Origin of the sequence: Variovorax sp. JS1663, from assembly GCF_002157355.1 — a bacterium.
Classification (GTDB): Bacteria; Pseudomonadota; Gammaproteobacteria; order Burkholderiales; family Burkholderiaceae_C; genus Variovorax.
Genome location: NZ_LYMK01000006.1, coordinates 60,251 through 83,768 on the forward strand (window position 1 = coordinate 60,251; position 23,518 = coordinate 83,768).

17 protein-coding genes are annotated in these 23,518 nt (G+C 68.8%); 10 read left to right on the forward strand and 7 right to left on the reverse strand.

Annotated features, from left to right (window positions below):
- Positions 1-70 precede the first annotated feature (70 nt).
- Entirely contained in the window at positions 71-976 is a 906-nt protein-coding gene (locus tag A8M77_RS07400; RefSeq protein ID WP_086920908.1) for a LysR family transcriptional regulator, read from the forward strand.
- A gap of 22 nt (positions 977-998) precedes the next feature.
- Here A8M77_RS07400 and A8M77_RS07405 read toward each other — a convergent pair whose 3' ends face one another.
- Genes A8M77_RS07405 through A8M77_RS07415 form a run of 3 tightly spaced genes read right to left on the reverse strand, consistent with a single transcriptional unit; the run spans position 999 to position 4,022 of the window.
- The gene (locus tag A8M77_RS07405) at positions 999-2,210 is read right to left on the reverse strand and encodes an AI-2E family transporter (protein ID WP_086920909.1); all 1,212 of its coding nucleotides are present in this window, start codon (positions 2,208-2,210) and stop codon (positions 999-1,001) included.
- Complete coding sequence (locus A8M77_RS07410; RefSeq protein WP_086920910.1) at positions 2,207-2,956, reverse strand: LytR/AlgR family response regulator transcription factor; 750 nt, start codon at positions 2,954-2,956, stop codon at positions 2,207-2,209. Before A8M77_RS07410 ends, A8M77_RS07405 begins: the two co-directional genes overlap by 4 nt.
- Position 2,957: 1 nt before the next feature.
- Positions 2,958-4,022, reverse strand: coding sequence for a sensor histidine kinase (locus A8M77_RS07415; RefSeq protein ID WP_086920911.1), 1,065 nt, complete (start codon positions 4,020-4,022; stop codon positions 2,958-2,960).
- Between the two features lie 53 nt (positions 4,023-4,075).
- On the opposite strand from A8M77_RS07415, the gene argH reads away from it, so the two are divergent.
- The 5 genes from argH (at position 4,076) to A8M77_RS07440 (ending at position 10,393) form a co-directional block, all read left to right on the forward strand.
- Positions 4,076-5,473, forward strand: a complete 1,398-nt coding sequence (gene argH, locus A8M77_RS07420) for an argininosuccinate lyase (RefSeq protein ID WP_086920912.1) — start codon at positions 4,076-4,078, stop codon at positions 5,471-5,473.
- Between the two features lie 203 nt (positions 5,474-5,676).
- The gene (locus tag A8M77_RS07425; protein ID WP_086920913.1) at positions 5,677-6,513 is read left to right on the forward strand and encodes a glycosyltransferase family 2 protein; all 837 of its coding nucleotides are present in this window, start codon (positions 5,677-5,679) and stop codon (positions 6,511-6,513) included.
- A 37-nt stretch (positions 6,514-6,550) separates the two neighbouring features.
- Positions 6,551-7,522 (forward strand): UDP-glucuronic acid decarboxylase family protein, encoded by a 972-nt coding sequence (locus A8M77_RS07430; protein ID WP_086920914.1) that lies wholly within the window; start codon positions 6,551-6,553, stop codon positions 7,520-7,522.
- A gap of 4 nt (positions 7,523-7,526) precedes the next feature.
- Positions 7,527-8,900 carry a UDP-glucose dehydrogenase family protein gene (locus tag A8M77_RS07435; protein WP_086920915.1) on the forward strand — a complete coding sequence of 458 codons (1,374 nt, stop codon included), beginning with the start codon at positions 7,527-7,529 and terminating at the stop codon, positions 8,898-8,900.
- 26 nt (positions 8,901-8,926) lie between these two features.
- On the forward strand, positions 8,927-10,393 hold the full coding sequence (locus A8M77_RS07440) for a rhomboid family protein (RefSeq protein ID WP_086920916.1): 1,467 nt from the start codon (positions 8,927-8,929) through the stop codon (positions 10,391-10,393).
- A 6-nt stretch (positions 10,394-10,399) separates the two neighbouring features.
- On the opposite strand, the gene A8M77_RS07445 is transcribed toward A8M77_RS07440, so the two are convergent.
- Positions 10,400-11,698 (reverse strand): tetratricopeptide repeat protein, encoded by a 1,299-nt coding sequence (locus A8M77_RS07445; protein ID WP_086920917.1) that lies wholly within the window; start codon positions 11,696-11,698, stop codon positions 10,400-10,402.
- A 167-nt stretch (positions 11,699-11,865) separates the two neighbouring features.
- Entirely contained in the window at positions 11,866-12,414 is a 549-nt protein-coding gene (locus tag A8M77_RS07450) for a DUF3455 domain-containing protein (protein WP_086920918.1), read from the reverse strand.
- A 181-nt stretch (positions 12,415-12,595) separates the two neighbouring features.
- Here A8M77_RS07450 and A8M77_RS07455 point away from each other — a divergent pair, with 181 nt between their 5' ends.
- The 3 genes from A8M77_RS07455 to A8M77_RS07465 all read left to right on the forward strand — a co-directional run bounded on the left by A8M77_RS07455 (position 12,596) and on the right by A8M77_RS07465 (position 14,816).
- The gene (locus A8M77_RS07455; protein ID WP_443270533.1) at positions 12,596-13,171 is read left to right on the forward strand and encodes an RNA polymerase sigma factor; all 576 of its coding nucleotides are present in this window, start codon (positions 12,596-12,598) and stop codon (positions 13,169-13,171) included.
- A 10-nt stretch (positions 13,172-13,181) separates the two neighbouring features.
- The gene (locus A8M77_RS07460) at positions 13,182-13,934 is read left to right on the forward strand and encodes an anti-sigma factor (RefSeq protein ID WP_086920920.1); all 753 of its coding nucleotides are present in this window, start codon (positions 13,182-13,184) and stop codon (positions 13,932-13,934) included.
- Between the two features lie 105 nt (positions 13,935-14,039).
- Positions 14,040-14,816: an SGNH/GDSL hydrolase family protein gene (locus tag A8M77_RS07465; RefSeq protein WP_086921045.1), complete on the forward strand. Its 777-nt coding sequence runs from the start codon at positions 14,040-14,042 to the stop codon at positions 14,814-14,816.
- On the opposite strand, the gene opgC is transcribed toward A8M77_RS07465, so the two are convergent.
- Together opgC and A8M77_RS07475 are read right to left on the reverse strand one after the other, a co-directional pair.
- Positions 14,780-15,931, reverse strand: coding sequence for an OpgC domain-containing protein (gene opgC / locus A8M77_RS07470; protein ID WP_086920921.1), 1,152 nt, complete (start codon positions 15,929-15,931; stop codon positions 14,780-14,782). The two genes, A8M77_RS07465 and opgC, sit on opposite strands and share 37 nt — an antisense overlap.
- A 67-nt stretch (positions 15,932-15,998) precedes the next feature.
- On the reverse strand, positions 15,999-17,240 hold the full coding sequence (locus A8M77_RS07475) for a glycosyltransferase family 4 protein (protein WP_086920922.1): 1,242 nt from the start codon (positions 17,238-17,240) through the stop codon (positions 15,999-16,001).
- A 110-nt stretch (positions 17,241-17,350) separates the two neighbouring features.
- On the opposite strand from A8M77_RS07475, the gene A8M77_RS07480 reads away from it, so the two are divergent.
- Positions 17,351-23,398 (forward strand): alpha-2-macroglobulin family protein, encoded by a 6,048-nt coding sequence (locus A8M77_RS07480; RefSeq protein ID WP_086920923.1) that lies wholly within the window; start codon positions 17,351-17,353, stop codon positions 23,396-23,398.
- The last annotated feature ends 120 nt before the right edge of the window (positions 23,399-23,518 follow it).

Below are 23,518 nucleotides of genomic sequence, written 5' to 3' on the forward strand. Positions count from 1 at the left end.
CACTTCGCGTATCCGCTGCCCCCCAGAGGAAGCGCAAGCCTCCTTGGGGCCGCCCGGCGATCGGCCTGACATGGACAGCCTCGACCTGATCAGGACCTTCCGCGAGGTGGCCGCCCACGGCAGCTTCTCGCGTGCTGCCAGCCGCCTCGACATGTCGAAGGCCACCGTCAGCAAATACGTCGCCGAACTGGAGAGCCGCTTCGGCGTGCGCCTGCTCAACCGCTCGACCCGCTCCGTCAGCCTCACCGATGCCGGCACCCTGCTCCTGGAGCGCAGCAAGCCGGTGATGGAGATGATCGAGCTCACCCAAGCCGAGCTGCAGGAACACGCCACCCGCCCCACCGGCCGCCTGCGCATCTCGGCGCCGCAGGGCATGGGCCAGGGCGATCTGCCCCGGCTGCTCGGGGAGTTCATGGGTCACTACCCGGACGTCAGCATCAGCCTTCACCTGAGCCTGCAATTGGTGGACCTGGCCGAGGAAGGCATCGACCTGGCGCTGCGCTTCGGGCCGATCGCGGACGACAACCTCATCGTGCGCAAGCTCGCCAGGCCCCGCATGGTGGTGTGCGCCTCGCCGCTCTACTGGAAGAAGCGGGGCATCCCCACCCATCCGAGCGAGCTGTCGCAGCATGACGCGCTCACGCTCTCGCGCTTCGGCCCCCATCCGCACTGGATGTTCGAGGTCGACGGCAAGCCGCTGGACGTGCCGGTCAAGAGCCGCATGGACGCGAGCGAGGGCGCACCGCTGGTGCAGGTGGCGATGATGGGCTTCGGCGTCGTGTACCTGCCCGCGCTGCTGGTGCAGCCGCACATCGACCACGGCGAGCTGGTGCCGGTGCTGCAGGACCATGTGCGCAACGACGTGTGGCTCTCGGCCGCCTATCTCCAGCGGCGCCACAACAGCGCCGCGCTGCGCGCGCTGCTGGATTTTCTGCAGACGCGGATCGCGAAGAAATACCCGCCGGACAAGCGCTGAGGATGTTGTCCCCCCTCGGGCTCTAGTCCCCCAATAGCTCGCCAATGGGCTGCAGGTCTTCCACCCGGTCGCAGATGGCCTTGACCACCATCATGATCGGGATGCCCAGCAGCAGGCCCCAGATCCCCCAGAGCCAGCCCCAGAAGATCACGCCCACGAACACCGCCACCGGGTTCATGCGGCTGGTGCGGCTGGTGAGCCAGGGCACCAGCAGGTTGCCCACCAGCGTGTGGATCAGGAGCGAGGTGCCGCCGACCAGCAGCGCCATCTGGATGCTGTTGAACTGCAGGAAGGCCACCAGGCCCGCCGCGGCCATCACGATCACCGAGCCGATGTAGGGGATGAGATTGGTCACCGCCGCGACGATGCCCCACACGGCCGCGTTCTCCAGGCCGATGGCCCAGAAGGCCAGGCCGGTGGCGACGCCCACCATCGCGCTGGTGAGGATCTGCACCAGCAGGTAGCGCTCGATGTGCTGCGTGATGTCGTCCAGCACGTGCACGGTGATCCGCTTCTTCTGCAGGCTCGGGCCGGTGATCTTCACCAGCTTGCGCCGGAAGGTGTCGCCCGAGCCGAGCGCGAAATAGGTCAGGAAGGCCACGAGCGTGAGCTGCCCGGCCGCGCTGATCAGGCCCACCGTGCCGCTCCAGAGGTAGTCGCGCACGTTGAAGGGCGGCCGCTCGATGATCACGCGCGAGACGCCGCGGCGCGAGGCCACCTTGGCCGAGTTCTCGTCGGCCGCCTGCTCGAGTTGCGCGGCCGCCTTCTGCACCGTGTCGAGCGCGCTGGGGTCACCGGCACGGGTGTTGGCCCGGACCGCCAGGCGCAGCTTCTGCGCCGCCAGCGGCAGGGTGTCGAGCAGCTCGGACGCGCTGCCGGACAGCCTGTAGCCGGTCCAGCCGAAGGCACCGCCGAGCCCGAGCAGGATCAGCGCGGCGCCGATCCAGCGCGAGATCCGCCAGCGCTCCAGCAGGCCGACCAGCGGCGCGAGCGCATAGGTCAGCAGCAGGCTCAGCAGCAGCGGGACGAACACCGCCTTGGCCCAATGCAGCGTGAAAACCACGGCCAGCACGCACAGCACGACCAGCGCCGCGCTGCGCACGTCGACCGGCATGTGCAGCAGCAAGCGGTCCGGCTCGGGCCGCTCGACCGGCTCCAGCGTCGGTTCCTGCGGTGGTGGTGGCGGAGGCTCCGGCGGCGGCTCCACCGCCTTCTGTTCGGGCTGATCGCTCATCGCGGGTCCTTGAGCACTTCGCGCACCGCAGGCAATTGGCGCCGCGACACCACCACAGGCTCCGGGATGCCGTCGAGTCGCAAGGCCCAGCCCTCGGCGTCCTCGCCGTCGTCGTACTTCTCGAGGGCACGGATCGCCTGGCGCGCCACCAGCGCGTTGCGATGCACGCGCACGAAGCGCGCGGGGTAGCGCTCCTCGAGTTCGGCCAGCGAGCCGTCGTAGATGTGGCTGCGCGCCGCGGTGCGCACGGTGAGGTACTTGAACTCGGACTTGAGGTAGAGCACTTCCGACAGCAGCACCCGCTCGGTGCGGCCGCGGTCCTGGATCAGCAGCACCTCCTGCGGCACGTCTGTCGCCGGGTTGCGCCGGTCCCGGAGGAAGCGCTCGGCTTTCTGGAGTGCCTGCTGCAGCCGCTCGGCCCGCACCGGCTTGGTCAGGTAGTCGACCGCCTCCAGCTCGAAAGCCGTCACGGCATGGGCCGCGTGGGCGGTGACGAACACCACGGCCGGCGCACCGGTGCGCTCGCGCAGGCTGCGCGCCAGCGCGATGCCGTCCACGCCGGGCATGTGGATGTCCAGCAGCACCAGGTCGACATCCGAAACGTGCAGGTGCGCCTGCGCCTCGGCGCCATTCGCCGCCTCGGCCACCACTTCGGCCCCCGGCGCGCGGCAGTCGGCCAGGAGCGTGCGCAGGCGCGAGCGGGCCAGCATTTCGTCGTCGACGATCAGGGTGCGAAGAAGGTTCATGTCATGCTTCTACCGGGATGGCAATGCGTACGCGGTAGGACATCTGGTCCATCCCGGCGCTGAACTGCGCCTGCACGTCATGGAGCAGGCGCAGCCGGTCGCGCACGTTGCCCAGCGCGATGCCGTGGCCGCGCGGCAGGGGCTGGTCGGCCCAGCGCAGTGGCGGCAGGCTGTTGACCACCTCGATCACCACCATGCTGCCGCGGCGCTCGGTACGGATGCGGATCTTCGCACCGTCCGGGCTGGGCTCGACGCCATGCTTGACCGCGTTCTCCACCAGCGGCTGCAGCAGCAGCGGCGGCAGGCGCGCCGTATTGGCCGCGGGGTCGACGTCCCAGCGGATGCGCAGCCGCTCGCCGAAGCGCACCTGCTCGATGGCGAGGTAGCGCTCGGCCAGCGCGATCTCGTCGGCCAGCGTGACCGATTCACCCTCATCGGCCAGTGCGCGGCGGAACAGCTCGCTCAGGTCTTCCAGCATGGCCTCGGCCTTGGCCGGCTCCTCGCGCACCAGGGCGATGGCGCTGTTCAAGGTGTTGAAAAGGAAATGCGGCCGGATGCGCGACTGCAGCTCCGTCAGCCGCGCCGTCATGGTCGCCGGCGTCTGGCCGCGCGCGCGCAGCACCAGCGCGGCCATCACCAGCGCGGCGAACATCGCGCCGGCCAGTGCGCTGGCGATCCAGGGCGCACTGCCGAGCACGCCGGTCAGCCGCAGCAGCCCGCAGCCATAGAGCCCGGCCAGCGCGCCCAGCAGCGCACCGGCGCCGTACTGCGCGGTGCGCGGCAGCCGGCCCAGCAGCTTCTTGAGCCAGCAGGCCGCCAGCAGCCACAGCAGCGCAGCCGGCAGGGCGCCGCCGGTCACCGTGGCCAGCAGCATCACCCATTCGCCGGGCGTGGGCGCCTGGAACAGGGTCGCGACCGCCACCACCGCCTCGACGAAGATCACCGTGCGCAGCACCACGCCGATCTGGCAGGCATCGAAAAGCGCGGCCCCCGCGCGCGCAGGCCCGCGCGGGCGCGAGGCGGCCGGCGCAGAGGGGGTGGTCGATAAAATCGATGGGCCTCGCATCAAGAAGACATCGGGTGCAAACCCATTATTGCCTCCCAACCGGTTCACACCCCATGACCCACAACCAACTCGACAAGAAATCCGAAGCCTGGTCCGCCCTGTTCTCCGAGCCGATGAGCGACCTGGTGCAGCGCTACACCGCGAGCGTGTTCTTCGACAAGCGGCTGTGGCAAGCCGACATCCAGGGCTCGCTGGCGCACGCCGCCATGCTCGCGAAACAGGGCGTCATCAGCGCCGACGACCACGCCGCCATCGAGCGCGGCATGGCGCAGATCCGCGGCGAGATCGAATCCGGCGCCTTCGAGTGGAAGCTCGAGCTCGAGGACGTGCACCTCAACATCGAGGCACGCCTCACGCAGCTGGTCGGCGATGCCGGCAAGCGCCTGCACACCGGCCGCAGCCGCAACGACCAGGTGGCCACCGACGTACGCCTCTGGCTGCGCGGCGAGATCGACCTGATCGGCGGCCTGCTCGGCGACCTGCAGAAGTCGCTGCTGGCCATCGCCGAAAAGAATGCCGAGGTGATCCTGCCGGGCTTCACCCACCTGCAGGTGGCCCAGCCCGTGACTTTCGGGCATCACATGCTGGCCTACGTCGAGATGTTCGCGCGCGATGCCGAGCGCATGGCCGACGTGCGTCGTCGCGTCAACCGGCTGCCGCTGGGCGCCGCCGCCCTGGCCGGCACCAGCTACCCGCTGGACCGCGAGCTGGTGGCCCGCACGCTGGGCATGGATGCCGTGTGCGAGAACAGCCTGGACGCGGTGAGCGACCGCGACTTCGCGATCGAGTTCACCTCCGCCGCCTCGCTGGCCATGGTGCACGTCAGCCGCCTGAGCGAGGAACTGGTGCTGTGGACCAGCCAGGCCTTCGGCTTCATCGACATCGCCGACCGCTTCTGCACCGGCAGTTCGATCATGCCGCAGAAGAAGAACCCGGACGTGCCCGAGCTGGCCCGCGGCAAGACCGGCCGCGTGGTGGGCCACCTGATGGGCCTGATCACGCTGATGAAGGGCCAGCCACTGGCCTACAACAAGGACAACCAGGAAGACAAGGAGCCGCTGTTCGACACCGTCGACACGCTCAAGGACACGCTGCGCATCTTCGCCGAGATGGTGGGCGGCATCACGGTCCGCCCCGAGGCGATGGAGAACGCCGCGCTGCGCGGCTACGCGACCGCCACCGACCTGGCCGACTACCTGGTGAAGAAGGGCCTGCCCTTCCGCGACGCCCACGAGACCGTGGCGCATGCGGTCAAGGCCGCTATTTCGCACAAGGTGGACCTGTCGGAGCTGCCGCTGTCGGTGCTGCAGACCTTCCACCCGAAGATCGAGAAGGACGTCTACGACGTGCTGAGCCTGCGCGGCTCGGTGCACGCGCGCGACATCCTGGGGGGCACCGCACCGTCCCAGGTGCGCAAGCAGATCGAGCGCCACCGGGCCAGGCTGGGCTAGGCTCGACGGCCCTCTCCATCGGTTTTTTGCGCGATCCACCGCTTGCGGGAGGCGACATTCCGTGAGAACTATTTGGGGTTAACCCCGGGATATGCCGTCAGGTTTGTGGCGAGTTGTAAAACTGTAGTGCTAAAGTTTGGCATTGCATTGCAGCAAAGTGCCCGGCAACCTGTCGCCGAAGCCTTGCCCAGCCGCCCCAACCGATGGAACCAACCTCCTGCGTCGTCGTCATCCTGACCTTCAACTCCGCCTCGATCATCCGGGAGACCGTGTCCCAGGCGAAGAAGGTGAGCCCGAACGTGTTCGTGGTGGACTCGCACTCGAAGGACGACACCGTCGCCATCCTCGAGGAACTGGGCTGTACCGTGGTGCAGCGCCCCTTCTCCAACTACAGCGACCAGCGCAACTGGGCGATCTCGCAGGTCGAGGCAGCGTACGGCTGGCAATTGCACCTCGATGCCGACGAGGTGCTGGATGCCCGGTCCGTGGACGAGATCCGCGCCTTGCTGGCCGGCACCCCGCGCCACGACGCCTACATGTTGCGCCGGCGCGACTACTTCATGGGCAAGATGCTGCGCTTTTCGGGCGTCAACCCGTGGCACCTGCGGCTCTTCCGTTCCGGCGTGGGCCGCTGCGAGGCGCGTCTCTACGACCAGCACTTCATCGCCAGCGTCACGCCCGGCCGCATCGAAGGCTTCATGCACGACAAGAATTCCCAGCGTCTCACGGACTGGATCAACAGCCACAACCGCTGGAGCGACGCCGAGGCCAAGGAGAAGCTGGGCCCGCGCACGGCCACGGACAACGTGCTCCAGGCCCGCCTGATGGGCGATGCGCGCGAGCGCACACGCTTCATCAAGGAGATCTACTACAAGTTGCCGACCGGGCTGCGCTCGCTCAGCTACTTCATCTACCGCTACATCTTCCGGCTCGGCTTCCTGGACGGCACCACCGGCTTCTATTTCGCGTTCTTCCAGGCATTGTGGTTCCGCATGCTGGTGGACGCGAAGATGTACGAACAGCGCAGCGCCCGGCGCTGACCCCCACCGATTCCCCCTCATGGAGTGATTTCGCAGCATGCGGCAATACAACGAATCCAAGAAGGTCCTGGTCACCGGCGGCGCCGGCTTCCTCGGCAGCCATCTGTGCGACCGGCTGATCGAGCAGGGCCACGACGTCCTGTGCGTGGACAATTTCTTCACCGGCACCAAGCGCAACGTCGAGCATCTGCTGGGGCATCCCCGCTTCGAGCTGATGCGCCACGACGTGACCTTCCCGCTCTACGTGGAGGTGGACGAGATCTTCAACCTGGCCTGCCCGGCCTCGCCGATCCACTACCAGCACGACCCGGTGCAGACCACCAAGACCAGCGTGCACGGCGCCATCAACATGCTGGGCCTGGCCAAGCGGGTGCGCGCCAAGATCCTGCAGGCCTCCACCAGCGAGGTCTACGGCGACCCGGAGATCCACCCGCAGGTCGAGGCGTACTGGGGCCGGGTCAATCCGATCGGCATCCGCAGCTGCTACGACGAAGGCAAGCGCTGCGCCGAGACGCTGTTCTTCGACTACCACCGCCAGCACAAGCTGCGCATCAAGGTCGTGCGCATCTTCAATACCTATGGCCCGCGCATGCACATGGCCGACGGCCGGGTGGTGTCCAACTTCATCGTCCAGGCGCTCAAGGGGCAGGACATCACGATCTACGGCGACGGCCAGCAGACGCGCAGCTTCTGCTACGTGGACGACCTGGTCGAGGCCATGCTGCGCATGATGGGCACCGGCGACGAGGTGCCGGGGCCGATCAACATCGGCAACCCGGGCGAGTTCTCCATGCTGGAACTGGCCAACAAGGTGATCGAACTCACCGGCTCCAAGAGCAAGCTGGTGCGCCAGCCGCTGCCGGCGGACGACCCCAAGCAGCGCCGCCCCGACATCGGCCTGGCACAGAAAGAGCTAGGCGGCTGGGCACCCCAGACCCAGCTCGAGGAAGGCCTGAAGAAGACCATCGCCTACTTCGACGGGCTCCTCACCGAATCGACCGCAGGCTGAACGCATGAACATCACCATCATCGGCACGGGCTACGTCGGCCTGGTTACCGGCGCCTGTCTTGCCGACATCGGCAACAACGTGCTGTGCGCGGACGTGGATGCGCGCAAGATCGACATGCTCAAGGCGGGCAGCATCCCGATCTACGAACCCGGTCTGGGCGACGTGGTCGAATCGAACGCGGCCGCCCGGCGCCTCGCGTTCACCACCGACATCGAGGCCTCGGTCGCGCACGGCGACGTGCAGTTCATCGCCGTCGGCACCCCGCCCGACGAGGATGGCAGCGCCGATCTGCAGTACGTGCTGGCCGCGGCGCGCAACATCGGGCGCTACATGGAAAGCTTCAAGGTCGTGGTCGACAAGTCGACGGTGCCGGTGGGCACGGCCGACAAGGTTACGGCCGTGATCCAGGAGGAGCTGGACAAGCGTGGCCGCGCCGACCTGCGCTTCTCTGTCGTGAGCAACCCCGAGTTCCTCAAGGAAGGCGCGGCGGTCGAGGACTTCATGCGGCCCGACCGCATCGTGATCGGCTACAAGGACGACGAGACCGGCCGCGAGGCGCTGGGCTGGATGCGCAAGCTCTACGCCCCCTTCAACCGCAACCACGAGCGCACCCGTGTGATGGACGTGCGCTCGGCCGAGTTCACCAAGTACGCGGCCAACGCGATGCTGGCCACCCGCATCAGCTTCATGAACGAGCTGGCCAACCTGGCCGACCGCGTGGGCGCCGACATCGAGTCGGTGCGCCAGGGCATCGGCTCCGATCCGCGCATCGGCTACAGCTTCCTGTACGCCGGCACAGGCTACGGCGGCAGCTGCTTCCCGAAAGACATCCAGGCGCTCACCCGCATCGCGCGCGACAACGGGCAGAACCTGCGCGTGCTGGAATCGGTGGAGGCGGTCAACGAGGAGCAGAAGCGCGTCCTGACCAACAAGGTGCTGGGGCGCTTCGGCACGGACCTCGCGGGCCGCACCTTCGCGCTGTGGGGCCTGGCCTTCAAGCCCAACACCGACGACATGCGCGAGGCGCCCAGCCGCGTGATCATCGGCGCGCTGCTGCGCGCAGGCGCCCGCGTGGTGGCACACGACCCGATCGCGGTGGAGGAGACGAAGCGCGTACTGACGCTCGACTTCGCCGACGCGCCGGCGCTGCTGGAGCGCATCGGTTACTCCTCGGCCAAGGACCCGCTGGAAGTGCTGGCCAATGCCGACGCGCTGATCATCGTCACCGAGTGGAAGGCCTACCGCAGCCCCAACCTCGAACGGCTCAAGACGCTGATGAAGACGCCTGTGATCTTCGACGGCCGCAATCTTTATGAGCCCGGCCTCATGAAGGAGGCGGGCGTGGTCTACCAGGGCATCGGCCGCAACAGCGCCTGACGGCACCCGCCGCAGGCTGAGGCCGCGTGTTCTACGCGATTCCGCTCGAGAGCCGGCCCAGCTGGCGCAACCCGCCCTGGGTGACGGTGCTGCTGATCCTCGTGAACATGCTGGTGTTCTGGGGACCGCAGCGCGCGGAAGAGAAGGCACAGGCGCTTGCCGCGCAGTTCTACGCGCAAAGCAGCCTGCCGAAGCTGGAGCTGCCGGCCTTCGTCGACTGGCTGCAGGAGAAGCGCTCGCCGTATGCGGCGACAGCCCGGCGGATGCTGGCCCGCGGCCAGGTCGAGCCGCTGCTCGAAGGACTGCAGCAGGACCAGGCCTTCCTGCGCAGGCTGCATGCCGATGCCGTGATCCGGCCCACCCACTCGCAGTACGCGGCCTGGAAGCGCGACCGGCAGCAGTACGAGCGCCAGTTGCCCGCACCCTTCACCACGCGCTGGTCGCAGGACCACGACAAGGACGCCGGGTTCACGCCCTGGACCTGGATCACCGCGGCGTTCCTGCACGGCAGCACCGGCCACCTGCTGGGCAACATGCTCTTCCTGTTCCTGTTCGGCTTCTCGGTGGAGCTGGCGCTGGGGCGCGGCCTGTACCTCGGCTTCTACCTGTTGGGCGCGATCGGCGCCTCGGCCCTGGCGGCCTGGGCCTATGCGGGCCAGGGCGGCTACGGACTCGGTGCCTCGGGCGCGGTGTCGGCGCTGATGGGCATGTATGCGGTGATGTACCGCCTGCGGCGCATCCGCTTCTTCTATCAGCTCTTCTTCTATTTCAACTACGTCACCGCGCCCGCGCTGATCCTGCTGCCGGCATGGATCGCCAACGAGTTGCTGCAGCACCTGCTGGGCGGCCAGGGCATCGCCTACATGGCCCACCTGGGCGGCCTGCTGACCGGGGCGCTGCTGATGGCCATCGTCATGCGCCGGCGCCGGCTGCGACTGCCGGAGGCGCCGGCCGCGCAGGGGCCCGATCCGTTCGAGCAGCACGTGGCCGCGGCGCGGCGCCTGGCCGCGGAGATGAAGTTCGAGGAGGCGTGCGCGCAATGGCGTGTGGCCGCCGCGCTGCGCCCCGACCACGCGGAGACGCTGCGCGCCTGGTTCAACACGGCCAAGCTGTGGCCGGCGGACGAGGACTTCCATCGTGCCGCGCGCCGCATCTTCCGGCTCAAGCCGCAGGACCCCGCCACGCTGGAGCTGCAGCACGCGAGCTACAGGACCTACCTCGACCATGCGAAGCCGGGCGCTCGCCTGCGGCCCGAGGACATGGCGCGGCTGGCCCGCCGCTTCACCCGCGCGCAGCAGTTCGGCGATGCGGAGCGCCTGTGCCAGGCATTGATCAAGTCCGCGCCCGACCATCCGGAACTGGCTGAGACGCTGTCGATGTGCGCCGGCGGCCTGATGCAGGCCGGCCGGCGCGAGCAGGCACTCGGCTGGCTGCCGCACCTTCTGCGGCTGGCGCCGGACGCCATGGTCACGCGGATGCTGCAGAAGGCCTGAGCGATCTCAGGCCTGCGGCAGCTCGCGCAGCAGCCAGCGCACTTCCTGCGTCTGCTCGCTCTCCGGGTAGCGCGCTTCCAGCGTTGAGAGGATCGGCTGCGCCATGTCGCGCCGGCCGAGGCCCTGCACCAGCACGCGCGCCGCGAGTTCGTAGGCCAGCGGAATCTCGGCATGCCCGCGGAAGCGCTTGTCGAAGCCCCGCAGCAGGGCCAGCGACGCCTTCGCCTCGCCGTTGCGCCACTCGGCACGCGCCAGCGCCACGGTCACCGCAGGATCGTCCAGCACGAAGGAGTCGTCCTTCTCGCGGCAGACGTTGTAGACCTTCAGCGCTTCGGCATTCAGATCGCGCGCCAGCAGCATCGCCACGAGCCCGCGCGCGTGCGAGAGCAGCGTGGCCGTCTTGTCCGGCGCCAGCAGCAGCACACGGTGATAGCGGCGATGTGCGGCCAGGTCGTCCGGCTTGGTGCGCTGGTCCTCGTAGGCCAGGGCCAACGCTCCGGTCACGTCGCCGTCGGTCACCATCTGCGCGACCAGGGCGTCGGTGTGCTGCTGGGCGATCTGCGCCGGCGTGCGGGTGTCGGGCTCGCGCTCGTCGGCGCCCGCGCCGGGCAGCAGCTCGATGCCCAGCTCGGCATGGTTCTGGTACATCACGTAGCCCAGCAGGCTGGCCATGACCCAGCCGAAATAGATCATCACGAAGTTGAAGGCCGGCAGCGCGATCCAGCCCTTGAAGACCGGCAGCAGCATGACCACCGCCAGTTGCGCGCCGGAGTTCAGCAGGAAGAGGAAGAAGCACAGCAGCACGTAGGGCCAGCCGATCGCGCGCATCGTCTCCCACACCAGTCCAGGGTTCAGCGATTGCCAGAAGCTGCCCGACTGAACCAGCACCATGGTCGTGGCCGGCAGGGTGAAGGAGAGGACGAAGAGCGCGACATAGCCCAGCGCGGGGTTCAGCGCACCGATGAGGCCTCCCACGAAGCCCTGCAGCAGGAGCAGGCCGAACAGCTTCCAGGGCAGGTTCGTCCATTCCTCGTCCAGCGTGCGCGGGAAGTCGGCGGCCCGCACGATGCCCCGCGCGCCGAGTGCCATCACCTTGAAGCCGTAGCGGCTGGCCGCCAGCACGATGCCCAGCTCCACCAGCAGCAGGATGAGCGCCTGCGGCAGGAAGAAGAACAGGTGGATCAGCAGGCTGGAAGCAGCCAGCAGCAGCGCATAGCCGAGCGGCTGGCCCTGGAAAGGGAAGGCGAAGAAGGTATTGAGGCGCTGCCAGAAGGGGCGGGGCGCGGGACTGCCAGGCTCTTGCATGGACGCTCCAATCGAGGAGCGCGCAGTATATGTTTCAGGATGTTGACCGCGAAGCTGGCCCGTTCGGGAGCACCCGCGGAACCGGCTCTGCCGGGCCGCTGGGTGCGCCCCCGGTGAGGGGGTGGGCGGACCACACGAAGTGGGGGAGCCTGGGGGAGAGCTCTATTTCACATCGGCCGGTAGAAGATGTAGTCGGCCTGGTACTTCACCACCTGCTTCTGGCCCATGGAAGCGGGGCCGCAGGCCATGGCCGGCGCCGTGCCGCCCTGGGTGGCGACGCGCTGGATGTAGCTCACGCCCTGCATCGCGCCGCTGCCCGTCGCCGGGTTGGCCTTGACCAGCTGGTAGGGAATGTTGCCGCTGCCGTTGGGCGCGACCGCGACCTGGGTGCCGGTGAGCTTGGAGCCGTCCATGCTTTCCCAGGTGGCTGGCGGCCCCCAGTACTTGCCGACCTGCTTGCCGCCGCGGTCCATCAGCTTCGCATCGGGGCCGACGAAGACCCATTCGTGCTCGCCCGGCGCATTGGCCTTGACGCGGCACTCGTAGGTGATGTCGCCGGCGCCGACGGTCTCCATCGCCACGCGGTGGCCGGCGGGCACTTTGACGGGGTCGGGAAGACTGGCCTGCGAATAGGCCATGGGCTTGTTCATGCCCATGCCGGAGCAGGCGGCGAGGCTGGTGGCGACGGCGAAGATGCCGAGGGTGCGGAGGGTCATGATCTGTCCTTTCGGGTTGATGCACTAGGGGCTCGGCGGCCGCTGTTGTTTGCGGATTGGCGGCCTCCATTCCTGCTACGCAGGCCGAACGCGATCGGATTCAACTTTCTTGCGGGCCTGAATCCGTCGGCCGTCCCGCGCCGTATCGCCTCTGTGACGACCGATGCCCCACAATCCGCGCATGCCCGCACCCAGCCCCGACGCCGAACTGGCGGCATTGATCGACCGTGTCGGCCGACGGGACGAGACCGCCCTGCGTCTGCTCTACGAGCGGGCCTCGCCGAAGCTCTTCGGCCTGGCGATGAAGGTGGTGCGCCAGCGCGAATGGGCCGAGGATGTGCTGCAGGAATCCTTTCTCACCATCTGGCGCGTGGCGTGCGACTACCGCACCACGTTGAGCCCGCCGATGGCCTGGATGGGGCTGATCGTGCGCAGCCGCGCGCTGGACCTGCTGCGCCGGCGCACCGCCGACCGCGCCCAGCTCACACAGGAATTCGACGAGGTGATGGCGGAGACCTTCGAGTCCGATGCCGCCAACCCGATGGACACCGCAGATGCCAGCGAACAGGCCTGGGCGCTGCACCAGTGCCTGAGCCGGCTCGAGGGCCGCCAGCGCGAGGTGCTGAGCCTGGCCTACCTGCGCGAGCTCAGCCACGGCGAGCTGGCCGAGCAGCTCAAGCTGCCGCTGGGCACGGTCAAGACCTGGATCCGGCGCGGCCTGGACAAGCTGCGCAGCTGCATGCAGCAGTTCGCGTGAGGGCCGCGCCATGAATCTTCACGCCCATCCCGAACTGCTGGAGCTGCTGGCCGCGAGCCATGCGCTGGGAACGCTGCGCGGCGGTGCCCGCCGACGCTTCGAGGCACTGGCCCGGGAGCAGGCGCCCGTGCGCGCCGCGGCCCTGGTCTGGCAGAGCCGGCTGGCCAGCATGGCGGAGCTGCAGTCGCCCGTGATGCCGGATCCGGCCGTCTGGACGCGGATCCGCAACCTGATCACCGCCGAACAGGAGCAGGAAGTCATCGCCCGCCAGCGCGCGGCACCTGCGTCTGCGGCGCCGGCGCGCGGCGGCTGGCTGCGCAGCCTCGCGCTCTGGCGCAGTGCCACGGCCGCTGGCGCGCTGGCCACAGTGATCGCGACGGTCGTGGGCCTCCAGCTCGGCGAGCAGTTGCGCAATGCGCCGGCGGTGCAATACGTGGCCGTGCTGTCGGACGACCAGGCTACCGCCTCCATGCTGGTGACCTTCGACCCGAAGAAGCGCCAGCTGCTGCTGCAGCGCGTCGGCGGCTACCGCGAGGGCGAGGACAAGTCGCTGCAGCTCTGGGCGTTGCCGCCCGGCGGCGCGCCGCGCTCGCTCGGCGTGCTGGGACGCGATGCGGCCCTGCGGCTGCCGGCGCAGGAAGGCGATGTGCGCGCCGTGCCGGCGCTGGCCGTCAGCCTCGAGCCCCGCGGCGGCGTGCCCAGCGAGCGCGGGCCGACCGGACCGGTGCTCTTCAAGGGCGCGCTGATCGAAAAGACACTTTGAGCGAGAAGACGCTCTGAGCGGGTCGTTAACATCCTGCGACGCACCGTCGGCGATTCGACCGCAGGATGCGTTTCGAAGACTCGTTTCCTGAACTCGATGGTGTCGATGCACGCTGCTCCTGCCGCCAAGGCGGCCCGCCGGCTCCTGCTGCCGATCGCGCTGCTCTTCGCGACGCTCGGCGCACAGGCCCAGTTCCCGAATGCCCCGGGCCCGGACGGCGCCCCCTCCCCCGCTTACCTGGCAGCGCAGGCGCGCTGGCGCAGCGAACTCGCCGCCTTCGACGCCGCCGACCGGCAGCAATGGCCCAGCGAGGGCGGCGTGGTCTTCGTCGGCAGCTCCACCATCCGCTTCTGGACGCGGCTGGCGCAGGACTTTCCGCAGCTGCCGGTGGTCATCAACCGCGGCTTCGGCGGCTCGACCATGGCGGACTGCAGCTACTTCGCGCGCGAGTTGGTGCTGCGCTACAAGCCGCGGCACGTGCTGGTGTATGCGGGCGACAACGACCTGGCGGAAGGCCGCACGCCGATCCAGATCCTGGAGAGCTTCGCGCAGTTCGCGAACACGGTGCGAACCGCGCTGCCGGAGGCGCGCATCAGCTACATCTCGATCAAGCCAAGCCCCTCGCGCGAGAAGCTGCAGCCGCAGATGCGGGAGACCAACGACATCATCGGGGCCTACCTGCGGCGGCTGCCGAACAGCGAGTACATCGATGTGTTCACGCCGATGCTGGGAGCGGACGGGCGGCCAAGGCCCGAGCTGTTCCGGGGTGACCGGCTGCACCTCAACGACGAGGGCTACCGGCTGTGGCGCTCCGTGATCGGCGCACAGCTGGTGCGGCCGGCGGATCAGGCCGAGCTGTCCATCGCCCCGGTGTCGCGGTAGCGGCCCTTCGGCGGCCGGCTGTCCCACCACAGCGTGGCGCGCGCCACCCCGTACAGCCACGCAAACACCGCACCCAGCAGCAGCGCATCGCCCCACCAGGGCCGCGCGGTCTGGCTGTCGCCGTAGAAGGCCAGCACCAGCAGCACCGCCACCAGGTGCGCGCAGAAGACCGGCAGCGAAGCCGCGCCCATGGCTTCCAGCCAGTGCAGGCGCGGGATGCGCCGCATCAGCCCGGGGCCGAAACGCACCGCGACGATGCCCAGCACCACCAGGTTCACGATGCGCAGCGGGCCGAGCTGCCACTTGTCGAACAGCAGGTTCAGCTCTTCGTCGCCGCCGAAGGGTGCCTGGCCGTTGATGCCGTGGTGGCGCCACCAGATGCCGTAGACGGCCAGCGCGATGGCGATCGCGACGAGCCAGCGCGGAAAGCGGAAGGGCTCGGCATCCGGCGCATGCCGGCTGGCGCCGATCCACAGCCCGGCGAACCACAGGAACTGCCAGGCGAAGGCGTTGAACGCGCCCATCTCATGGAAAGGAACCGGCAAGTGCAGGTACAGCGCAGCCAGTCCGTACAGCCACTCGCTGAACCCGAACTGCGCCAGCGCCCAGAAGGCGGCGCTCGCCACCATCACGCCGGTCCAGCCGTGGCGCAGCGCGAAGGCCAGCACCCAGGGGCTCATCAGCATGAAGAAGATGTACATCGGCAGGATGTCGAGCAGCGCCGGCTCGTACACCAGCAGCAGCGAATAGACGAAGCCCTCGGGCGGGTTCGCCAGGTAGAAGGACAGCAGGTTCTTCACTGCCGGCTGGTCGATGCGCAGGCCGACCTTCGTGATGATGGTGAAGAGGAAGAGCAGCGTCGCCGCCTGCGCCAAGTAGACCTTGAGCGCGCGCCGCCAGAAGGCCCGGCGCATCGCGTCCACGCCCTGGCGGTCGCTGATGCGGGTGTAGACCAGGCCGGCGACGAAGGCCGAGAGCAGCACGAAGCCTTCCGCCGCCGAGACGAAGCCGAAGGGCTGCCCCAGCGGATCGGTGAAGCGCGTCGGAAGATGGGTGAAGGTCATCAGCACGAGCATCAGCCCGCGCAGTGCGTCGATTTCCCAGTAGCGCTTCATCGCGAGGTCGCCGGCATCGACGGCAAGCCCGTCGAACGGCAGGTGGTCATGGCAGGTTCTCTTGTTCCTAGCCCAGCTTGCGGATCGCGTCGATCACGACCTCGCTGTAGCCCTTCCAGGTGTAGCTCGCCGCATGCTGCACCGCTGCCTCGCTCATCGCCGGCAGCGCCTGCCTGTTCTGGTTGAACCAGGCCAGCTTCTCGGCGATCTTCTCCGGCGAGCGGATCGGCACCAGGAAGCCGGTCTTGCCTTCGACCACCAGGTCGTCGCCGCCGGTGTTGGGGGTGATCACGATCGGAAGGCCCTGGCTCATGGCCTCCTGCATCACCAGCGCGCGCCCTTCGTAGAGCGAGGGCAGGCAGAACACGTCGCAGCTGCGCATCAGCGCCAGCACCTCGGGGTGGGGGCGGCCCTTCTCGTGCGTGAAACCGGCGTACTGGCCGCGGTAGAAGTCGAGATCGGCGAGCAGCGAGCCCATGACGACCAGCTCGATGTTCTCGCCCTTGAGCAGCTGCATGGCCTGGAACAGGTCGGCCAGGCCCTTGCGCTGGCCCATCGAGCCGACGAAGAGCACCCGCAACGGCTTCGAGGGATCGACCGTCTTCGGCGCCGGCGCGGCGGCCGACAGCGGCGAGCCGAAGGGCGAGAGCACCCGCGTCTTCTGCCCGGCCCAGGCCGGCAGCGAATCGGCCACGAAGCGGCTCGGCACCACCACCAGGTCGGCCAGCTCCAGCTCCTTCGCCTTGCGCTCCAGCTTGGCGGGCGAATCGGACATGCCGCCGCCCAGCGCCTGGCGCCAGGCGGGCAGGCGCTGGATTTCCTCTTCCATCAGCCTGCGGCCGACTTCCCAGTACGAGATGGGCAGGTCGTACACGCACTTGACCCCCAGCGCACGGGCCGCCTTGAAGGTGTCGAGCGCGGAATCCTCGTAGGTATAGACGGCACCCAGGCCGAAGCGCCGGTGCAGGCGCGGCAGGGCGCGGGCGCTGAAGCGGTCGAAGTCCTGCAGCACCCCGTCGATGGAGGCGAAGCCCTGCTCGTGGCGCAGCCAGTAGTTCCAGCCGGCCCGGGAGCAGACGGCGCGGGCCAGCTCACGCCACGGATGCTGCAGGATCTTCTCGCGCGGGATGTTGAAGCGGCGGCGCAGCAGGTCTCGGCTCAGGCCCTGGGGTACCAGCTTGAGGGCCGGGTTGTCCGGCGCGACCGCCAGCGTGGTCGTGAAACGCGCGAGCATGCCGGCGGCCTCCAGCCCGTCGAGCATGGCACGCACGTTCTGGTTGCCTGCGGGATGGCTGAACAGCAGTTTCATATCGATCGATCATAGTGGACGGCTATGGCTCATCCGCGTCGCCGCGCGGGAGTTGCGCTACGCTCGCGCCCCGAAGGAGAAGTCTGTTGAAAACGAGAACGAAAACGACGATGCGGACCTTCGCGGCCGCCGCACTGGCCCTCTGCGCCCTCGGCGCGCAGGCACTGCAGATCACCAGCCTCACGCCGCAGGGTGAAGTGGCTCGGATCCGCCAAGTGGTCGCGAAGTTCGACCAGGCGGCCATCAATTTCGGCGACCCCAAGGCGCCCGCCCCGCTCGCGGTGAGCTGCAGCGACGCGCAGGCCGGCAAGGGTACGGGGCGCTGGACCGGCGACAAGCAATGGGTCTGGGACTTCGAGAACGATTTGCCGCCGGGCGTGCGCTGCACGGTCACGCGGATCGCGGGCTTCAAGTCGGCCTCGGGCGCGGAGCTGACCGGGCCGGAGCGCTACCAGTTCGGGAGCGGCGGCCCCTTCGTGCGCAATTGGCAGCCGAGCTATGGCCGGATCGACGAGGAGCAGCAGTTCATGCTGGAGCTCAACGGCCCGGCCACGCTGGAAAGCGCGCGCGAGAACATCTGGTGCCAGGCCGACGGCGTGGGCGAGCGCATCCCGGTGCGGCTGGTCGAGGGCGAGCAGCGGCAGGCCCTTCTCAAGGCCTTCGGCCGCGAGCGGGATGCCGAGAAGACGCCGCTGCGCTTCGTCACGCTCCAGTGCAATCGCCGGCTGACACCCGGCGGGCGCCTGCAGCTGGTGTACGGCAAGGGCGTCGCAACGCCATCCGGCGTGGCCAACGCGGTCGAGCGGCGCATGAACTTCCAGGTGCGGGAGCCTTTCGCCGCGTCCTTCACCTGCGAGCGCGAGAACGCCCAGTCGGCCTGCCTGCCGCTCAAGCCCATGGTGCTGCAGTTCAATGCGCCGGTGGCGCGCAAGCTCGCGGCGCAGATCACGCTCAAGGGCGCCGGCAAGACCTTCAAGCCCAAGTTCGACGACGAAGGCGCGGCCAAGGACGAGGACGCGGTGGTCGACTCGGTCAGCTTCCCGCCGCCCTTTGCCGAGCAGACGCCCTTCACGATCGAGCTGCCCGCGAAGTTCGAGGATGCCTCGGGCCGCGCCCTGGCCGCGCCCGACAGCTTTCCGCTCAAAGTCTCCACGGGCGCCATGCCGCCCCTGGCCAAGTTCGCCGCTTCGCCCTTCGGCGTGGTCGAGCGTCTGGCCGAGCCCGGTGGCACGGCCCTGATGCCGGTCACGGTGCGGCGCGTCGAGCCGGCGCTGCAGGTCCAGGCGCTGACGCCTGGTCAGGTCAGCGACCTCAACCCGAAGACGGATGCCGAGATCATTGCCTGGTTCCGCAAGGTGCGCCGCTACGAAAGCAACTACATGATGTCGCGCACGCAGGCGGCGCGCGACGTCAAGGGCGCACTGCCCAAGGTGATCGACAAGGAAGAGCGCGAGCGCGTCCAGACGCGCATGCTGTCGCTGCTGGGCGGCCAGGCCCGCGTGAAGACGCTGGACATGCCCAGGGCCGAGGGCGGAGACCCGCGGCCCTTCGAGGTCATCGGCATTCCGCTGACACCGGGCTTCCACGTGCTGGAGATCGCCTCGCAGAAACTGGGCGACGCCCTGCTCGACGAACGCTACGGCGCCGGCCGCACGATGTACGTGCGTACCACCGCGCTGGCCACCAACCTGGCCGTGCACTTCAAGCTGGGCCGCGAGAACGCGCTGGCCTGGGTCACGACCCTGGACAAGGGCAAGGTGGTCCCCAACGCGGCGGTGCGCGTGTCGGACTGCAACGGCAAGGAAATCGCCGCCGGCACCACCGATGCGCGCGGCCTCGTGCAGCTGGCCGGCATCTCCTCCAGCCCCCCGAGCTGTTCCAGCGAGGAGGACTACAGCGGCGACGCCTACTTCGTCAGCGCCCGTGCCAAGGACGAGCGCGGCGTCGAGGACCTTGCCTTCACCTGGAGCGACTGGCAGCGCGGCATCGAGCCCTGGCGCTTCAATGTGCCGACCAGCATGGAGCCCGAGCCCGACCGCGTGGCCCACACCGTGTTCGACCGCACCCTGCTGCGCGCCGGCGAGACGGTGTCGATGAAGCACCTGATCCGCACGCAGACGCGCGAAGGCTTCGGTCTTCCGAAGACCCTGCCCGACACGCTGGTCGTGACGCACGTGGGCAGCGGCCAGCAGTTCACCCAGCCGCTGAATTGGCGCAAGACGCGCACCGGCGGCCAGAGCGGCGAGAACACCTTCGCGATCCCGCCCGCGGCCAAGCTCGGGCTCTACCAGGTGGAACTGCGCAGCGGCAAGGAAGGCAGCGCCGATGCCGAGGACGGCGGCCCGCGCAGCTTCGGCACCGGCCAGTTCCGCGTCGAGGAATTCCGCCTGCCGGTGCTGGAAGGCCGGATCGCGCCGGCCGAGAAGAAGCCGCTGGTGGCCGCGACCTCGCTGCCCACCGACGTGCAGGTCAACTACGTGGCCGGCGGCGGTGCGGGCAACCTGCCGGTGCGGGTGACGGCGGCCGTGCGGGCCAAGAGCCTGTCCTTCCCCGACTTCGACGCCTTCAGCTTCTCGCCGCCGCGCACCGACGGCCAGGCTGCCGCCGATGCCGAGGAGTCGGAATCGGCATCGCAGGACCTGCGCGTGATCGCCGACAAGCTGCCGCTGACGCTCAACAAGGACGGTGCCGGCAAACTCACCATCGAGAAGATCCCCCTGGCCAAGGCGACGCCGCGCGAACTGCTGCTGGAAGCCACCTATTCCGACCCCAACGGCGAGGTGCAGACCCTGCGCGGCATGCAGACGCTCTGGCCCGCCGCCGTGATCGCCGGCGTCAAGACCGAGAGCTGGGTCTCGGTCAGCCAGAAGCTCAAGTTCCAGGCCCTGGCGCTCGATCTTGCCGGCAAGCCGCAGGAAGGCGTGACGCTCAACGTGCGGGCCGTCGCGCGCATCACCACCACCAGCCGCAAGCGCATGGTGGGTGGCTTCTACACCTACGACAACAAGACCGAGGTGAAGGAGATCGGCACCGTCTGCAGCGGCAAGAGCGATGCCCGCGGCCTGCTGTTGTGCGAGGCCGAGCTCAAGGAGGCCGGCCAGGTCGAGCTGATCGCCAGCGCCACCGACAAGGACGGGCGCGACAGCCGCGCCTCCAGCACCGTCTACGTCACCCGCCAGGGCGAGCTCTGGTTCGGCGGCGAGGACCACGACCGCATCGACGTGCTGCCCGAGAAGAAGAACTACCAGCCCGGCGAGACCGCCCGCTTCCAGGTGCGCAGCCCCTTCCGCTTCGCCACCGCGCTGGTGTCGGTGGAGCGCGAGGGCGTGATCGAGACGCAGGTCGTCCAGCTCGACGGCAAGGATCCGACGGTGACGCTGCAGGTCAAGCCCGAGTGGGGGCCGAATGCCTACGTCAGCGTGCTCGCGCTTCGCGGACGGTTGCGCGAGGTGCCGTGGTACAGCTTCTTCACCTGGGGCTTCAAGGCACCGCGCGAGTGGTGGACCGCCTTCTGGTACGAGGGCAAGGAATATGTGGCGCCCACCGCGCTGGTCGACCTGAGCAAGCCGGCCTTCCGCCTCGGGCTGGCGGAAATCCGCGTCGGCACCCAGGCCCACCAGATCGATGTGAAGGTGGCGAGCGACAAGCCCAGCTACCCGGTGCGCGGCAAAGCGCAGGTCACCATCTCGGCCAAGCTGCCGGACGGCAAGCCCGCCGCCGGCGCCGAGGTCGCGCTGGCCGCGATCGACCAGGCCCTGCTGGAGCTGATGCCCAACGACAGCTGGAAGCTGCTGGAGGCCATGATGCAGCGGCGCAGCTGGGGCGTTTCCACCGCCACCGCGCAGATGGAGATCGTCGGTCGCCGGCACTACGGCCGCAAGGCGGTGCCGGCCGGCGGCGGTGGCGGCAAGGGCCAGACCCGCGAGCTGCTCGACACCCTGCTGCTGTGGAATCCGGCCGTGGTGCTGGATGCCAACGGCCAGGCCACGGTGACGGTACCGCTCAACGACGCGCTGACGACTTTCCGGATCGTGGCGGTGGCGGATGCCGGCACCAGCCTCTTCGGCACGGGGCAGACCTCCATCCAGGCCACCCAGGACCTGCAGATCGTCAGCGGCCTGCCGCCACTGGTGCGCGAGGACGATCAGTTCCGCGCCCAGATCACCCTGCGCAACACCACTCAGAAGCCGATGAAAGTGGAAGCCGCGCTGCGCGACACCTCGCTCAAGCCGAGCGCCGCGCCGGGCCGCCCCAAGCAAGCGAGCGCCCCCTCGGGGGGCAGCGAAGTACACGCAGTGACGAGCGTGGGGGCTGAACTTGCTCTGCAGACGGTCGAGATCCCGGGCGGCGAGGCGCGCGAGCTGGCTTGGATGGTGACGGCGCCCGCACAGTTGGCGCAGACCCGCGCCGAGGCCATCCTCTGGGAGATCGAAGCGCGCGACACGATCGGCGGCGCGCGCGACGCGCTCAAGGTGCGGCAGCGCATCGTGCCGGCGGTGCCGCTCACGGTGCAGCAGGCCACGCTGGTGCAGCTGGACGGCCCCTTCACCCTCGACGTGGCGCCCCCAGCCGACGCCCTGCCAGGCCGCGGCGGCTTGAAGCTCTCGCTGCAGCCGCGTCTGGCCGAGGGCCTGACGGGTGTGCGCGACTGGTTCGCTGCCTATCCCTATGCCTGCCTTGAGCAGAAGACCAGCAAGTCCATCGGACTCCGGGACGGCAAGGCCTGGCAGGCGGTGGTGGCGCAGCTGCCCAGCTACCTCGACGGCGACGGCCTGGCCAGCTACTTCCCACCACGCGACGGCGAAGCCAACCGCGGCAGCGACATCCTGACCGCCTATGTGCTGGCCGCCACCCACGAGGCCGCCGCGCTGGATCCGGCCTTCGCCCTGCCCGACGCGGCCCGGGCGCCCATGGAGCAAGGGCTGGTCGCCTTCGTCGAAGGCCGCATCCAGCGCGAGTTCTGGAGCCCGCGCAAGGATCTGGACGTGCGCAAGCTCGCCGCGCTGGAGGCCCTGTCGCGCTACGGCAAGGCCCAGGGGCGGATGACCGGCAGCCTCACCATCGCGCCCAACCAGTGGCCGACCAGCGCGGTCATCGACTGGATCAACATCCTCAAGCGCGTGCCCGACGTACCGCAGCGCCAGCAGCGCCTCGACGAGGCCAACAACGTGCTGAAGGCGCGCCTGAGCTACCAGGGCACGAAGCTGGTCTTCAGCACGGAGCGGGACGACTACTGGTGGTGGCTGATGGCCAACGGGGACGTCAACACGGCCCGCCTGCTGCTGGCCGTGCTGGACGATCCTGCGTGGAAGGAGGACATCGGACGGCTGGCCAGCGGCTTCATCGGCCGTCAGCAGAAGGGCGCCTGGCACACGACCACGGCCAACCTCTGGGGTGGCCTGGCGCTCGAGAAGTTCTCGAAGCAGTTCGAGAACACCCCGGTCGCCGGCATCACCGCCGCCAACCTGGGCAATGCCAAAGCCCAGGTGGACTGGAGCAAGGTCGAGCGCGTCAAGACAGGTGATCCGGGCGGCGCGCCCAACCAGACGACGGCCTTCGGTGCGCCTGCGGCGCCAGGCAACCTGCGCAACAACAGCATGTTCCTGCCCTGGCCGGCCGGAGCCCCGGCCGCGCGCGACACCCTGTTGGTCACCCAGAGCGGCAGCGGGAGGCCCTGGCTCACGGCCCAGTCGGTCGCGGCCGTTCAGCTCAAGGCGCCGTTCGCGGCCGGCTATGCGATCAAGAAGACCGTGACGCCGGTGGAGCAGGCGGTCAAGGGCGTCTACACGCGCGGCGACGTTCTGCGGGTGAGCCTGGAAGTCAATGCCAGCGCGGACATGACCTGGGTTGCGATCACCGACCCGATCCCGGGCGGCGCCACCATCCTCGGCAGCGGTTTGGGCCGCGATTCCCAGATCGCGACGCAGGGAGAAAAGCGTTCCGGTGCCGGCTGGCCCGCCTTCGAGGAGCGCAGCTTCGAGGCCTTCCGCAGCTATTACGAATACCTGCCCAAAGGCGTGGTGAAGATGGAGTACACGGTGCGGCTGAACAACGTCGGCGATTTCGCGCTGCCGCCGAGCCGTGTCGAGGCCCTCTATGCGCCGGAAATGTTCGGCGAGTCGCCGAACGAACGCCTGAAAGTGGAAGCGGCAAGGTAGTTCACGGCCGCCGGCGATGCGCCGCCGCCACAGGGCAAGCACTCACCCCGGGCGGACGAGGTGTTTGCCCTGTTTAGGCCTAAACTGGCGCCTCGTTCAAACGCTGGAAAAGGTCGGGAA